The following is a 15,299-nucleotide window of genomic DNA, read 5'->3' on the forward strand; positions in this document are numbered from 1 at the left end:
TGATTTGGCCTTGCTATAGCAAGTTTGGGCGCCTGGGCGGAGTCTCAAGCTGCGCTTCGGGTCCTTGAATCCCTGTACCATCACCCGGGACCATGATCGCCATGCGGTGCGATTGCGAGCTGAGGACGTGTGCGATCAAGGTCTTGGCGTTTCATGAGACGATATGTATATGGTTCATATATAAATCGTAGAGGGGTGCCGCAATGGGTATCGTGAATATTGATGATGATTTGCACGATCAGCTGCGCCGGGCGAGCAAGGTCTCGTGCCGTTCGATCAACGCGCAGGCCGCCTACTGGATCAAGATCGGTATGCTGTGTGAGGCCAATCCGTCGCTCGGCTTCACCGAAATCATGAAGCGCGAAATGCACGCCGCCGGTGTTGAGACCCACCCTTTGACCCAGAGTGCCGCATGACCAAAACGTCCGAGGAACTGGCCTTGATGGCTGAGTCCGGCCGCTTGCTCGCGTCCGTCTTCGCACTGCTGGATCGAACCGCTCTGGCGGGCCTGTCTACCCTGCAGGTCGATGAACTGGTCGAGGATTATATTGTCCACGACCTTGAGGCGCGGCCCGCAAGCCTGGGGCAGTATGGCTATCAATTCGTGTTGAACGCCTCTGTAAACCAGGTGGTCTGCCATGGCGTTCCCTCGCAATCAGACGTCCTTCGGGAGGGTGATATTGTCAATTTCGACATCACGCTCGAGAAGAACGGCTATATCGCGGATTCCAGCAAGACCTATCTCGTTGGCGCGGTGAAACCGGCCGCGCGCCGGTTGGTCAAGACGACCTATGATGCGATGTGGAAGGGCATTGAGGCGGTGAGGCCGGGCGCGCATCTGGGTGATATCGGCTGGGCGATCGAGCGCCATGCCAAGCGCAATGGCTACTCCGTCGTGCGCGAATATTGCGGTCACGGTATTGGCCGGGACATGCATGAGGAGCCGCAAATTCTTCATTTCGGCAAGCCTGGAACAGGTCTCGCCCTGCGTGAGGGCATGGTGTTCACCATCGAGCCGATGCTCAATCATGGCCGACGCTATGTGCGGACCGAGCCCGACGGCTGGACAGTGGTGACGAAGGATGGCTCGCTATCAGCGCAGTTCGAGCACACGGTCGCCGTGACAGCGAGCGGTGTTTCGGTGCTGACGCTGCGTCCAGAGGAAAAGGCGCGCATGGCCAGCTAGGCCGTCCTCATCGCCAAGCCCGGCTCAGTCGTAAATCGAGACGATCGTGCCAACCAGCTTGTAAATCGGCTGATTGCCGCCGGGGTGATCCGGGGTGAAGGCATCGCAATAGCTATACCCGGCGCCCCCGCCCATTCCCCATCGCATGGAGCCGGTGCCGCCGGCCACGCTGCAGATGTGCAGCTCCCGGTCCCCGTACGCGCTATAGCCACCGGACAGCGCGTCGGTGTGCCAGTCAGGCCGGGCCCGCCCCCCCATCTCGATCCAATGCGTGGAATGACCCGGCGTTGGAACCAGAAACTCAATCCGGGTCGAAGCGGCCGGGAAAACCTCGCGTCCGGAATCGTCAGCCAGGCAATTCGTGCCGTCGAACCATCCGAGAAAATAGCTCCCGCGGGAGGCCTGGTTGCCCCGATTATCGGTGGCGCGGCACAGGGGGCGGTCCGTCCGGCCCTGAGGGGTTACCGCATCGGCCGGCGCCGTGCTCTGGCGGACCCAAATATATTCGTCCTGGGCCTGGGCGGCGGCACTCAGGGCGCAGGCCCCCAGGGCGGCGGTTGCGAGTGACAGCGCGATGGCACGCAGGCGCGAGGGTCCGGGGCGGTTCGGGGTCATAAGGTCTCCTGATGTCAATGAAAACAGGGCCACACAAGTGGCGCGCGACCTAGACCCGGCATTGGTAAGTCAAACTGATGTGTATGGCGAACGGAATCGCAAAAACTGACATCCGGATTTCCTGTGGTCAGCGGCAGAGCCGGGCTGAACGGCCCGCGCTTGACCTATTCGGAAATCGGCCTGACCTCTTCGGAAACCGGAATGATGATGTCGGTCAGGACGTAGATCTGACCCGCAGTCTCCTCTTCCCACGGCGGCGTGGCGGCACACCGGGTAAGGTCCGCGGTCCCACCGGCACTCGCCGTTGCCCAACGGATCGAACCGGTGACCCCGTCCTGACTGCAGATCACCAGGTCTTCGCCGTGACGGCGGCCGCCGAGCAGCGCTTCGGGTGGTGCGGTGGTCAGGTCCCCGGCGGGCAAGGGGATCCAGTACGGGAAATGGCCAGGCGCCGGCATCAGAAACTCCCGCTCGCTGTGAGCTTCGGTCGAGACGGTCTCAACCCGGCAGTCCGTGCCATCAAACCATCCGAGCCATTGGGTGTCGTGGTCCGGGTGGCCGGGTTGATCAAGGGTGATGCGGCATAGCGGGTGCTCCGGGAAATCCAGCGCGCCCACGGTCCCGAGCGGCGGCAGGCTCTGGCTGATCCAGATATAGCTGTCCTCGGCCTGGGCGGCGGCGCTCAATGTGATGCCCGCGAAAGCGGCGGTGGCGAGCGAGAGCGCTGCTGTGCGCAGGCGGGGGGGTGTGGGGCGGTGAGGGGGCATGCGGTCTCCTGATTGAACGAAGCTGGCGGGTCGTACAATCGTGCGCGTCCTTGCGCTCGGCCGCGATGGCGTAGATGTCCCCAAACTGCGCATCAGCCGAGCGTGTCTGTTGCGGCCTTGCGCTGACGGCCCAGCACATAGACCGGCAGTCCGGCCAGCAGCAGCACCATGCCCCAGAACATCACGTCCAGCCCTGACCCGTAAATGGCGAAGGCGGCATAGAGCGTGGCCAATATGGCGATGATTGCCCAGGAGCGGGCCGAGGCCCATGAATGGCGCAGCTCGGCCAGGGCGCTGACCAGCAAGGGGGCGAGCACCGTCACGGTGCTCATCATCAGCAGAAATTCGAAGGTATCGATCAAACTGCCCGAAAAATTCGCGAGCAATAATGCCGAACCCAAAATCAGCGACACCAGCAGGGAAAGCTGTGGCGCGCCGCCGGAATTGCGCTTGGCGAAGGCTTTGGGGGCGAGCTTGTCGATGGCGACGGCCATGGGCAATTGCCCGGCGATGAAGATCAGCCCGTTCAGGCAGCCGGCGGTCGAGATCAGGGCGCCGACGGCGATCATTTTCGGAGCCCAGGGGCCCAGTCCGGCCGCAGCGTCTGCGAAGGGTGAGGTCGAGTCGGCGAGGTCAGCGGCGGGCACCAGCATCATCACTGCGGCGGTCGAGGCGATATAGACAATGGCAACGGTGATGGTGCCGGCCATGGTGGCGCGCGGGATGGTCTTTTGTGGATCGCGCACATCGCCAGCCGGTATGGTGGCGCATTCGAGGCCGGAAAAGGCCCACATGGTCAATAATGCCGTGGTGGCGAGCACCGATATGAAGGGCGTGCCCGATGGATTGAGTTCCGGCAGATTCTCGACCCGGCCGGCGACGGCGCCGAAGCCGATGATCGCCAGGATGGGCAGGAGTTTGAGCAAGGTCATCGCGATCTGCACCAGACTGGCTTCGCGCACCCCGCGCAAGGAGACCAGACCAAGCAGCCAGATCAGCCCGAGGGCGACGCCGGCCTGGGCCATTGGCGCCTGGCTGAGTTCGGGAAAGAAGACCGCGAGATAGCCGACAAAGGCGATGGCGACGGTTGGAATGGCGATCCAGTAGGAGGCCCAATATCCCCAGATGACGAGAAAACCGGGCAGGTCCCCAAAGGCTTCACGGGCATAGACATAGGGGCCGCCGGAACGTGTGGTGCGCAGGGCCAGCCGGCTCATCACAAGGGCGAGCAGGATGGAACCCGCTGCCGTGAGAATCCAGCCGCTGAAGCCCATCAGGCCGTAGGGCGCCATCACCGAGGGCAGGAGAAATATCCCCGAGCCGATCATCACGCCGACGGTGAGCGACTAGGCGCCCCAGAAGCCGATTCTGCGCGGCGGCGTTACCTCGTCTGTCGCATGGCTCATGAGTTTATTCCCCCGTGGCGCGGGTATAGGCTCCGCGCAGCAAATTCTGCCAATGCCAGACCCCGGCCTCCTGGCTGGGCGACAGCCGCCCCGGGCTGTAGGCCCCGCTATTCAGCCCGTGCTGGACACGTTCGCAAATCAGCCGGTCTTCTTCCTGGATCTCGTCGGAGAAGGCGTCATCGGCCTTCGCCATGCCCTCAAGGCCCGGCGCGTAGTAGAAATCGAACTCGATCCGGCAATGCGATGGCCCGTCGGGTACGACGCGATTGGTCTGCATCCGGCCGGGCAGGATATTCAGCATCGTGTTGGGATAGATAAAGAAATACAGCGCCTCTCCCTCGGCATAGAGACCATCGGGGTCGCTCACCGGTGCGCGTTGCAGCGACCAGAAGTCCGCCAGTTCGGTGCGGTATTGCGGATAGCTGACAACACCGCTCAATCCGGGATGCACGAAGGGCAGGTGATAACCCTCCAGGTAATTGTCGACATAGGTCTTCCAGTTGGCGGCGACCTTGTAGATGCGGCTGTGATGATGGCGCATGCCGGCCAGATCACAGGGCGCGGTGAGGGCGTCGATGCCGGCCATGACCGTGTCGAAATCCGGTCCGTTTCGGCCGGCGCGGGCAAACACCATGCCCTGCCACTGGCGCAGCTCGATCGGCGCCAGACGGATGCCGTCGCGATCAAAACCGGCGGCATCCTGCATTTCCGGCGCGGTCCGCAATTGACCATCCAGATCATAGGTCCAGCCGTGATAGGCGCAGCGCAAGCGTTTCGCGCCCTTGCCGTCGCAGGTCGCCAGTGGTCCGGCACGATGGCGGCAGACATTGACGAAACCATTGAGCACGCCGTCGGCAGCGCGCACGATCAGCACCGGGACGCGGCCAATCTCGCGCACGACATGATCGCCCGGCTGCGCCACATCCGTGGCCGGGCACAGGACTTGCCAACCCGGTTCGAGAACCGCCGCCTGATCGACCCCCAGCCAGTGCGCGCCCGAATAGAAGTCCGGAGCGAGGGCGGAGGCTTGATCAAGCGCCTGCGGCTGCAGGCGCGGGTCCGTGGGGCTGGGTGAAATTCCATCGCTCATTGCAGGACGTTAGGGCGGCCCACCTGTGGCGGCAAGGGTTTTGACGATGTCGCCCGGGCGACCCGGGCTTTCGGGGTTGGTCTGACCGCCGCTCTATTCCGCCACCACCGACACATCCACGCCGGCTTCTTGCGCCTGGGCTTCGAGCTGTTTCGACATCCAGTTGGGGGTCTTGGTGAAACGGCCCAGCGTGGCATAGGCGATCGGGACGACGAAGAGGGTGAAGAGGGTCGCCACGGTGACGCCGGTGAAGATGACGATACCGATGGTGATGCGGCTTTCCGCGCCGGGTCCAGACGCGATCACCAGCGGGAAGGCACCGATCGCGGTCGAGATGCCGGTCATCAGGATCGGCCGGAATCGCGTGGTCGCGGAGTCCAGCGTCGCCTCGAGCAGGTCCTGGCCTTCCTCGCGCAGCTGATTGGCAAACTCGACGATCAAAATGCCATTCTTGGCGGCCAGACCGATCAGGATGACCAGCCCGATTTGCGAGTAGATATTGAGGCTGGATCCGACCAGTTCGAGCCCGAACAGGCCACCGACCACGGCCAGCGGCACGGTCAGCATGATGACGAGCGGCTGGATCAGGCTCTCGAATTGTGCCGCCAGCACCAGGAAGACAATCAACAGCGCCATGCCGAAGGCAAACAGCATCGCCGAATTGGCGTTGAGGAATTCCTTGGCGCCGCCGAGATAGCTGGTCGACAGGCCTGGTGCGAGTTCACGCGCCGACCATTCATCGAGCCAGGCGACGGCATCGCCCAGCGTGTAACCATCGGCGAGGGTGGCCGAGACGGTGATCGAGCGCTGCCGGTCGACCCGGTTGCGCGAGGAGGCTTCGCCAACTTCGCGCACGCTGACCAGGTTGGACAGCGGGATGAGCTGGCCGCCGCGTCCGGAGACATAGAGCGATTCCAGATCGCCGGCGCTGGAACGGTCTTCGCGCCGGTTCTCCATGATCACATTATAGGCCTCACCGCGATCAATGAACTGGCCGACCCGGCGCGAGCCGAGATGGGTTTGCAGGGTCTGGCCAATCGCGGCGATGGAGACATCGAGCGCGGCCGCGCGCTCGCGGTCGATATCGACCACCAGACGCGGGCTGTTGGGCTGATAATCCTTGCGCGCCCGGACCAGATTGGGATTGCCATCCGTGATCGCGGCAAGCAGGCGTTCGGCCTCGGCATCGAGGGCTTCATATTCCGGGCCCTGCAGCACGAACTGGATATCGTCGCCGCCGCCACCGCCGCCCAGTGAGGAGCGCATCGAGGCGAAGGCCTGCACGCCGGTCAGCTGGCCAAGGCGGCCATTGATCTCATCGAGGATCTCGCCGCCCGGACGGCGGTCATCCCAATCGACCATCGTGCCGATGACGAAACCGGAATTATAGCCGCCACCACCCCAACCGGGCGAAATGACGAGGGCGCGGCGCAATTCGCCGGCCTCAAGATAGTCCAGCATCACGTCTTCGACGGCGCCGGCCTGCTCGGCCATATAATCAAAGCTCGCGCCTTCCGGACCGCTGAAACGGCCAAAGAAGGAGCCGCGATCTTCCGGCGGCGTCAGTTCCGAGGGCAGGCGGTCGAGCAGCACGCCAGAGCCGGCGAGTGCGACCGCAATCACCGGCAGGACCAGCACGGGCATCTTGATGACGAGTTCGAGGCTGCGGCGATAGCTGTCGCGGGTCGCATTGACGATCTGGTTGACCCATTTGGCCAGTCCGCGCGCCTCGCGCGCCGGGCGCAGGAGTTTGGAGGCCATCATCGGCGACAGGGTCAGTGCCACGAAGGAGGAGAGGATGACGGCGCTGGCAATCGTCAGCGCCAGCTCGGTGAACAGGCGGCCGATAAAGCCAGGCAGGAAGACGAGTGGCACGAAGACCGCGATCAGCACGGCCGTGGTGGCAATGACGGCGAAGAAGACCTGACGTCCGCCGCGCAGGGCTGCCAGGGCCGGACCTTCGCCGAGATCGATCCGGCGCTGGATATTTTCCAGAACGACGATGGAATCATCGACCACCAGGCCGATGGCCAGCACCAGGCCGAGCAGGGTCAGGATATTGATCGAGAATCCGGCCATCGACAGGATGGCAAAGACGCCGATCAGACAGACCGGTACCACGGCGGCCGGGATAATGGCGGCGCGAAAACTGCCGAGGAAGAGATAGATCACCAAGACGACAAGGGTCGCGGCGACCGCCAGGGTGCGCCAGACTTCCTTGATTGATTCCTCGATGAAAACGGTGTCGTCGGAAGCCTTGATCAGCTGCATGCCTTCAGGCAGGCCGGCGGCGATGCGTTCGGCCTGCTCGCTGATGCGTTGGGCGACATCGACCGAATTGGCCTGGCTCTGGCGCACAAAGCCGAGCCCGATCATGTTCTGGCCATTGCCCCTGAACAGGGTGCGCGATTCTTCGGCTTCCAGCACCACGTCGGATATCTCGCCGAGGCGCACGACATGGCCGGCATCGCCGGCGCGAATGGGCAGGCGGGCGAAGCTCTCCGGATTGCCAAACAGGCGTTCAACGCGGACCACGATCTCGGTGTCGGCGGTCTCGACGGAGCCGCCGGGTACTTCAATATTCTGGGCCCGCAGCGCGGTGTCGATATCGGCCACGGTGATCCCGCGCGCCGCCATGGCTTGCGGATTGAGCCAGATTCGCATCGCATAGCGCCGCTGACCACCAATGCGGACCTGGGCGACGCCATCGATGACACTGAATCGATCGAGCAGGACCCGGTCGGCATAGTCGGACAATTCCTCCGAGGTCAGCCGGTCTGACATCAGCGACAGCCACAGGAAGGGCCGGGCATCGCTGTCCTGCTTGCGGACTTCGATCTCCTCGACATCGGGCGGCAGACGATCGACGATGCGCGACACTGCATCACGCACATCATTGGCGGCTGCCTCGATATTACGGCTCAGGGCAAAGGTGATGGAGATGCGCGCATTGCCGTCGCGCGAGGATGAGGTGATGATGTCGACGCCATCAATGCCGGACAATTGATCCTCGATCACCTGGGTGACCCGGTTTTCCACCACTTCGGCATTGGCACCGGGATAGCTGGCCGAGACCGAGACGATGGGCTGATCGACATCGGGCAATTCGCGCAGCGGCAGGGCGCGCAGACCCAGAATACCAAACACCACGATCATCGCGCTGGCGACGAAGGCGAGGACGGGACGGCGAACCGCGACATCGGAGAGCGTCATGGCTGGGTCACCGCTGCCGGGCTGGCGGATCCGCCGCCGCCACTGCCGTATTCGCGGCGTGTTGCGATGCTGACCGGCATGCCCTCGCGCACCCTGTGCACACCTTCAGCGATGATCAGATCGCCGGGCACCAGCCCTGAGGTGACCTCGACGACATCGCCGTCGCGCAGGCCAAGCTCGACGGTCCGCTGACGCACGGTTGCGGTTTCGCCGTCTTCCTCGAGCACATAGACGAAGCTTTCGTCGAGATAGCGCGTGACCGCCGATCCCGGCACGGCGGGGCTGTTGCGGATATCGCGGCGCACTTCGACCACCATCAGCTGGCCCGGCAGGATACGGCCATCGGGATTGTCGATTTCGGCGCGAACGATGACGGCGCGGGCGATGGGATCAACCCGGCTGTCGATCTGGGAAATTGTGCCGAGGAAGACCTGGTCGGGATAGGCATTGGTCGTCGCCTCGATCACCATGCCGGGACGGATCGTGGCAAGGAAGCGTTCGGGCACGGTGAAATCGAGCCGGATGGCGCTGATATCATCCAGCGTGGTAATCGGATCACCCGGGCGGATCAGTTCACCCAGGCTCACTTCACGCAGCCCCACCACACCGGAAAACGGTGCGCGGACGATGCGGTCGGCCAGCTGGGCCTCGATCGAGGCGACCCGCGCCTGGGCCCGGTCGACGGCGGCGCGCGCCTCGTCCTGGCGCTGTTGCGGAACGACGCCGCGGGCGATCAGGTCATTGACCCGCGTCAGGTCGCGATTGGCTTCACGCAAGGTCGTGCGCGCCTCGCGCAGGCCGGCAGCCTCTTCGGTATCGGTCAGCTCGATCAGGATGTCGCCGGCTGAAACCTGCTGGCCACTGTCGAAATTAATCACCGAGATGGTGTCGGAGACTCGCGCCGAGACGATCACACTCTCCCGGGAGCGCGCCGTGCCAAGGGCTTCGACAATGTCCGCGAATTCAAATTGCGCCACGCTGTAGGCCGCGACCGGCACCATAGGGCGCTGCATCCGGCCCTGCTCCGGCCCGCCATCCGTGAGTACACGAAATGCGACGATTCCGGTCATCAGCGCGAAGGCCACCAAGGCTGCAATCAAAAAACTGTAACGGCGCATCAAAAACTCCAGCAGGCGATGTTGCAGCTCAGTCTGGTAAGGGGTCAATGCCTTGCTGGCAATGGGCGCGCTTGCCGCATCTCACAGGTTAGAGCTGGTGGTGTTACGTTCGTTCAGCGTGATCGGATCTCTGCGTCGCAGGAATGAAATGCAATATGACGGGACGCGCCGCCCGGGCCAGCGCCGTGTGACCTGCCCGAGCCCGCATGCCTTTGATCGAGGGCGCGCTGCGCGGGCGTGATGCCGGCCCCGCCTGGCCCTGATCGGTGTGAGCGGCTACCGCTTTGATTTAAGTTCACTTTTCGCAGCAGCTCCCGCCATTGCTTGCGTCTCGGAGAGGTGGGCAGGGCGCTGGAATGGGGCACTAGACCACCGCCCATTGGCGCATCAGATTATGATAGATCCCGGTCAGGCTGTTGAGGCGGGGATCATTGTCGTCATGGTCCTGGCGAAGTTGCTGGATGGTGCGGTCGAGATCGTAGAGCATTTCGCGCCGGGCGCCGTCCTGCACCATGCTCTGGATCCAGAAGAATGAACTGATACGGGCACCGCGCGTGACCGGGGTGACCTGGTGCAGGCTGGTCGCCGGGTAGAGTACAAGATCGCCGGCGGCGAGCTTGACGGGCTGGGCGCCATAGCTGGTTTCGATCACCAGTTCGCCGCCGTCATAATCCTCGGGCTCGGTCAGGAAGAGGGTGGCGGAGAGATCCGTGCGCACGGTCATGTTGGCGCGATCGACATGCATGATGGCGCTGTCGATATGGGCGCCATAAGTGCCGCCGCCGGCATAATTGTTGAACATGGGGGGGTAGATTTTCTGCGGCAGGGCCGCGGAAATGAAGGTCGGGTGGCGGCCGAGAATGCCCACAATGTGATTGCCGAGCGCGATCGCGGTATCGCTGTTCTGGTCGAGTTGGCGATTGCGCTTCACGGCCCGCGAGACCGAACCGGCCGACGCCTTGCCATCAACCCAGTCGGCCGGGTCGAGCCGGTCGCGCAGGGCCTGGACACCAGCCTTGTCGAGCACGTTTTCGATGATGATCAGCATGGCAAAAATCCGGTACGGGCCGCGATGATGCCAGTCATCGGCAAGCCGGCTGCGGGTGTCAACCAGCGCCGGGGCGCTGGCCGACACCCGCCAGGGGTCAGAAGGAGGAGACGAGGGTCAGGCGGACATTGCGGGCATCACCGATATAGGTGAAGGCACCGCTGCGATAAGCCGCCGTGTAGTAATTTTCGTCGGTGAGATTACCGACATTCAGCCGCACGCTCGTCTGCCCGGTGAATTCCCAGGTCGCGAAGGCGTCGAGCACCGTATAGGCGGGGATTTCATAGCTGCCGCCAGCGGAATCGGGCTGACCCGAGAACATTTCGCTGGAATAGGTCATGGCACCACCGAAGGAGAGTTGCGGCGTCGCCTGGTAGCGCAGCTGAAGATAGGCGCTGTTATCGGCAAAATTGCTCAGCGTGCCGCCGATCTGGGAGGCCGTGATCGATTCTGTCACTTCCGACGACATGAAGGCGGCGCCAAACTGGACGGAGAGTTCGTCGGTTATGTTGCCGACAAGACCGAATTCAATCCCGGTGACCTGGTTTTCGCCGGTGTTGAGCGTTCCGAGCGCCTCATAGTCGCTGCCGACATTTTCCATCACATTGGACTTGGTGATCTGGAAGGCTGCCACCGTGAACAAAAGCTGGTCGTCGTAGAAGCTCCACTTGCTGCCGAGCTCGATATTGAGGGTGTCTTCCGGCTCGCTCAGCACGACCTGGTCCGGCGTGCCGCACAGCCCGCCATAACCACAGCTGCCGCCGACATCGGATTCGCCGCCATTGATATTGCTCGACGTCGAGAGGCTCAGATAGATATTGGCATCGTCGGTGACGTCAAAGACCAGACCGATATGGCCATTCCACAATTCGTCAGAATAATCATACGCGGTTGTGGTGCCGGCCCGGGTCAGCCCATTGCTGTAGTCGAAACTGTCGAGGCGCACGCCGGCGAAGAGCGAAAGCTGATCGGTCAGCTCGACCGTGTCCATCGCGTAAAGCGAGAGCGTGTCGACATTATAGTCTGAATCCTGGTCGCCGCGGCTGATATCGCGGCCCATCAGCGTGTTGAGATCGGCGACCGTATCGCCATTGGCGTCGAGAATGCAGTAATTCGGCTGGGCACCGCCGCGGCCGGACGTCACGCAATTGGTCGCCCCGGTATTGGTGATGTCATAGACGCCATTGATAACGCTGAGATCGGAATACTCGACGCCGAACACAAAGCTGTGCGACAGGCCCGCCAATTCGGTATCCCAGAAGGCATTGGCCTGGTTGACGAGATATTCCACTTCCTGCCAGCCCTGATGGGTGCTCAGACCAATGGTCGGCACGCCGGGGGCGAAAGGATCGGTCGCGTCGCGATCCGTGCCGCGTGCGCCGGTCGCGACATAGCCGTTGTCCGTGGTGCCATAGCGCAGCGCATTCTCGATCCGCAGATTATCGGTCGCGTCCCAGCTGGTGCGGAAGGTGAAGACATTGACCGTGGATTCGAGGAAATCCTCGTTCTGCAGATAGACCGGAATATCGTCGACCGGCGCGCCGCCACCGGGAATGATATAGGTCCCCAGATCGGCATCGCCCGAAGCGTCGAGATAATAATAGTCGGCGACGAAGTTCAGCGTGTCGCTGGCCTCGATAGCCAGTGAGAGTGCGGCACCATTGCGCTCACGCTCGGCCGGGCCGCGATCGGGCACTTCCTCATAGGCGTGCAGGAGATTGGCCCGCAGCGCGACCGTGTCACTGAGCGGCATGTTGGAATCAAGTGTGAAACGGCGATAGCCGTCCGTGCCGATGCCCAGCTCCAAATTGTTGAAATCATAGTCCAGGCCGGCCTGTTTGGTGATGGAGTTGATCGCACCGCCGGTCGAGCCGCGCCCGGCGAAGGTCGAGCTTGGCCCTTTGGTGATCTCGATCTGCTCGACCGCGAAGCTTTCGCGGATCGTCATGCCCGGATCGCGCAAACCGTCGACGAAGACATCGCTGCGCGCTTCATGGCCGCGGATGACATAACGGTCGCCGAAGGCATTGCCATTCTCGCCGGTGCCCAGCGTGATGCCCGGCTGACGGTCGAGGGTTTCGCGCAGATCGGTGGTGCCCGCTTCCTGCAACGCGGTCTGGGTCAGAACGCTGATGGTCGCCGGGGTTTCGGCGATGGTTTCGGTACGGCGGCTATCGCCGGAAATGCGGGCCTTGTAGGGCGCGCCGTCTTCCGCATAGGGATTGGTGTCGAGCGTGCGCTCTTCAATCCGCAGCGTGTCGAGCTCAAGCGTGCCTTCCTCGCCCGCCTGCTGCGCCATGGCCTGGCCGCCGAGCAGCATCGCCGATGCGCCCAGTGCCAGCATGGCTTTGGGGCTGCCGGCCTTGGTTGTGGTGGTGTGGCGCAAGCTGACGGGGCGCCGGATGGCGGGGGATGTTCGGGTCATTGGGGTCTCCGGAAAATCAGTTGGTGATGAGTGAAAATTCGATGGGAAGGGTGATGGTGAGCCGTTCAAGGCCCATGGAATCGGGAATGGGTGGCAGCGGACTGGCGCGCTGAAGAACCGCCAGCGCAGCCTGGTCAAGCCCGGCATGGCCGGAGGTTTCCGCCAGTTCGGCCGAGAGGACATGCCCCGCCCGATCAATCGTGAAGCGGACACGGACAACGCCTTCGACATGGGCGCGCATGAGTTCGGGCGGGTAGACGCGATGCTCAACGAGCGCCGCCATCAGGGCGCGGATATAATCGCGTTGCTCGCGCGCCGCGCGGCGGCCTTCGCGGCCGGAACGCGCGCCCTGTCTGGCGGACGGCTCCTGGCTGGTGGCCTCGCTGCTGGCCGGGCCGTCCTGCTGCGCAGTGCCCGGCTCGCTTTGGCCGTCAGTGGCTGTGGCGGCAGGATCTGGTGGCGTCTCGGATTCGGGCAGGGGCTCGACCGCTTCGGTGGGTTCAGGTTCCGGCTCCGGCTCCGGCTCCGGCTCTGGTTCCGGCTCCGGACGCGGTGGCGATGCCGGACGGACCGGTTCGGGGCGCAGCTCGATCACGTCCGGCAGAATCGTGTCGGACACGGCATCGACCGGCATAATCTCCGCCTCGACCGGTTGAGACCGGGGTTCCGGCGCCGGCGCGGGCGGGGTGAAGCGAACCAGATTGACCTGACGCATCGCCGCCGGCGCGGCCGTTTCGGCACCCCCCTGAGGTCCGGCAATACCAGCGGGGGCGGATAGCAGGAGCACGGCCGTCAAACCGGCAACATGCAGCAGGGCTGCGGCAAGCAGGGCGGAGACCTTATCCATCGACGGGTGTCTCGCGCGCGGTGATCAGCAAAACTCCCTGCGATCCCGCGGTCTCATAGGCCCGCAACACCGCGTTGATGCTGGCACCAGGGGTCTCGGAATCGGCGAACAGGACACCACGATCTTCGACCAGTGTTCCAGCAATATCAGCGAGTTCGACCGCGTCGCCGCGAAAAACGAGACGGCCGTCAGCGGCGAGATAGAGCCAGTCGGCAGGGACAAATTCGACATCATCGAAACTGACCGCCTGGCTCGGTGCCATGATCGATTTTTCGATCGGCGATTGCATACTGCCCGCCATCAGGAAAAAGATGAGCAGAAGAAAAACGATATTAATCAAAGGCAAAGCCGCCTCAACCGGCGGCCGGCGCGTCTCATGGCGCGCGATGAAATCGGCCCCGCGACTCATGGCTGTTGCACCGCGTCAGCCAGGCCGAAACTGACATCATGGCCGCGCTCGATCAGGCGGGTCTGAAGGTCGATGGCCTCGCCCAGTGTCGCCGTATCGGCGATGCCGAGGACGACCGGATTGGCCAGGCGCTCCGGCAGGGCAGCCAGTGCCGCATCGCAGGACATTTCGACCTGGCGCAGGCGGCAGGCGCCACCCCCGGCGGCGGTGATGATCCAGTTGTCCTGATTGTCCTGGACGGGCCCCGTTGTCGTCGTCACGACCGTCATCGGAACTTGCTGATACTCGCTGAACTGCACCACAAGCATGAAGAAAATCAACAGGATGAAGACGACATCAATCAGCGGCGTCAGGCCGGTGGCGGGTTTGCGCCGTGTGGTGGATTCGGGGATCATGGCGCCGGCCCTAATTGGCGGAACCGGCGCGCTCGCTGGCGCGCAAGGCGTTGGAAATCCGCGCCAGAAGCGCATTCATCGCGATGCGGGCATTCTCCAGGCCGCGATCAAAATGGTGCCAGGCGATCAGCGCAGGCAAGGCCACGATGAGACCGGCAGCGGTCGTCAACAAAGCCTGCCAGATCCCGCCGGACAGGACGGAAGGGTCAATCTGGCTGCCCGCCATTTCGAGCTGTTTGAAAGCCTCGATCATGCCGAGCACCGTGCCCAGCAAACCCATCAGCGGTGCCGCGCCGGCAATCACTTCGAGCAGGCGCATGCCGGTGCGCAACTCGTTCAATTGCTCGGTTGCAAGAATCGTCAACTCGTCGAGGATATCCTGACGCGGCGTGCCGGCGCGGCGCAGCTTGCTCGCCATTGCCGCCAGCACTTCATAGGGCGCCCGCGCAACATGGCCCTCAGGGCCGAGCGCGGCGGCGAGGAGGGCCTCGGTCCGGCGCGGGGTGAGGGGGAGTTTCGCCGCGGAATGGCGCGCGAAAACATAAAGAATCGCGGCGATCGAGATGACCGATCCGACGGCCAGAATCCAGATCACCCAACCGCCTTGCACCAGCCAAACTGGAACCAGATCCATCGTCATATGCTCGCCCTTAACCTGTGGATTTTGTGAATGCGAATAAGTCGCATTGACGGTCCGGGGTCAAGTCCGGTGTTCAGGGACGATCGCCATTCTGGCAGGACGGACAGGAAGGCAGGCCAATCTCCAATCGGGCTGGCATG

14 protein-coding genes are annotated in these 15,299 nt (G+C 63.3%); 2 read left to right on the top strand and 12 right to left on the bottom strand.

The genetic code is table 11. The features are described from left to right. Positions 1–203: 203 nt before the first annotated feature. Together ACN0YJ_RS07830 and map are read left to right on the top strand one after the other, a co-directional pair. Positions 204–416 (top strand): ParD-like family protein, encoded by a 213-nt coding sequence (locus tag ACN0YJ_RS07830; RefSeq protein WP_417495847.1) that lies wholly within the window; start codon positions 204–206, stop codon positions 414–416. Continuing rightward, entirely contained in the window at positions 413–1,186 is a 774-nt protein-coding gene (map, locus tag ACN0YJ_RS07835) for a type I methionyl aminopeptidase (RefSeq protein ID WP_417495848.1), read from the top strand. Before ACN0YJ_RS07830 ends, map begins: the two co-directional genes overlap by 4 nt. Before the next feature lie 24 nt (positions 1,187–1,210). On the opposite strand, the gene ACN0YJ_RS07840 is transcribed toward map, so the two are convergent. The 12 genes from ACN0YJ_RS07840 to ACN0YJ_RS07895 all read right to left on the bottom strand — a co-directional run bounded on the left by ACN0YJ_RS07840 (position 1,211) and on the right by ACN0YJ_RS07895 (position 15,159). After that, on the bottom strand, positions 1,211–1,801 hold the full coding sequence (locus ACN0YJ_RS07840) for a hypothetical protein (RefSeq protein ID WP_417495849.1): 591 nt from the start codon (positions 1,799–1,801) through the stop codon (positions 1,211–1,213). Between the two features lie 164 nt (positions 1,802–1,965). After that, positions 1,966–2,568: a hypothetical protein gene (locus tag ACN0YJ_RS07845; protein ID WP_417495850.1), complete on the bottom strand. Its 603-nt coding sequence runs from the start codon at positions 2,566–2,568 to the stop codon at positions 1,966–1,968. Positions 2,569–2,660: 92 nt separating this feature from the next. Then, on the bottom strand, positions 2,661–3,899 hold the full coding sequence (locus ACN0YJ_RS07850) for an amino acid permease (protein ID WP_417495851.1): 1,239 nt from the start codon (positions 3,897–3,899) through the stop codon (positions 2,661–2,663). A gap of 79 nt (positions 3,900–3,978) precedes the next feature. Beyond that, positions 3,979–5,064, bottom strand: coding sequence for an aromatic ring-hydroxylating oxygenase subunit alpha (locus tag ACN0YJ_RS07855; RefSeq protein ID WP_417495852.1), 1,086 nt, complete (start codon positions 5,062–5,064; stop codon positions 3,979–3,981). 93 nt (positions 5,065–5,157) lie between these two features. Then, a complete protein-coding gene (locus ACN0YJ_RS07860) occupies positions 5,158–8,277 on the bottom strand; it encodes an efflux RND transporter permease subunit (RefSeq protein ID WP_417477118.1) in 3,120 nt (1,039 codons plus the stop codon). Continuing rightward, the gene (locus ACN0YJ_RS07865) at positions 8,274–9,395 is read right to left on the bottom strand and encodes an efflux RND transporter periplasmic adaptor subunit (protein ID WP_417495853.1); all 1,122 of its coding nucleotides are present in this window, start codon (positions 9,393–9,395) and stop codon (positions 8,274–8,276) included. The genes ACN0YJ_RS07860 and ACN0YJ_RS07865 overlap by 4 nt, the downstream gene beginning before the upstream one ends. 364 nt (positions 9,396–9,759) lie before the next feature. Continuing rightward, positions 9,760–10,443 (bottom strand): Fe2+-dependent dioxygenase, encoded by a 684-nt coding sequence (locus tag ACN0YJ_RS07870; protein ID WP_417495854.1) that lies wholly within the window; start codon positions 10,441–10,443, stop codon positions 9,760–9,762. A 97-nt stretch (positions 10,444–10,540) separates the two neighbouring features. Next, a complete protein-coding gene (locus ACN0YJ_RS07875) occupies positions 10,541–12,868 on the bottom strand; it encodes a TonB-dependent receptor (protein ID WP_417495855.1) in 2,328 nt (775 codons plus the stop codon). Positions 12,869–12,884: 16 nt separating this feature from the next. After that, positions 12,885–13,715 carry an energy transducer TonB gene (locus tag ACN0YJ_RS07880; protein ID WP_417495856.1) on the bottom strand — a complete coding sequence of 277 codons (831 nt, stop codon included), beginning with the start codon at positions 13,713–13,715 and terminating at the stop codon, positions 12,885–12,887. Next, positions 13,708–14,124, bottom strand: a complete 417-nt coding sequence (locus ACN0YJ_RS07885; RefSeq protein ID WP_417489128.1) for an ExbD/TolR family protein — start codon at positions 14,122–14,124, stop codon at positions 13,708–13,710. Before ACN0YJ_RS07885 ends, ACN0YJ_RS07880 begins: the two co-directional genes overlap by 8 nt. Further along, positions 14,121–14,519, bottom strand: coding sequence for an ExbD/TolR family protein (locus ACN0YJ_RS07890; RefSeq protein ID WP_417495857.1), 399 nt, complete (start codon positions 14,517–14,519; stop codon positions 14,121–14,123). Before ACN0YJ_RS07890 ends, ACN0YJ_RS07885 begins: the two co-directional genes overlap by 4 nt. 10 nt (positions 14,520–14,529) lie before the next feature. Continuing rightward, positions 14,530–15,159, bottom strand: coding sequence for a MotA/TolQ/ExbB proton channel family protein (locus ACN0YJ_RS07895; RefSeq protein ID WP_417495858.1), 630 nt, complete (start codon positions 15,157–15,159; stop codon positions 14,530–14,532). Positions 15,160–15,299: the final 140 nt, after the last annotated feature.

The organism is Maricaulis sp., assembly GCF_048270095.1.
Classification (GTDB): domain Bacteria; phylum Pseudomonadota; class Alphaproteobacteria; order Caulobacterales; family Maricaulaceae; genus Maricaulis.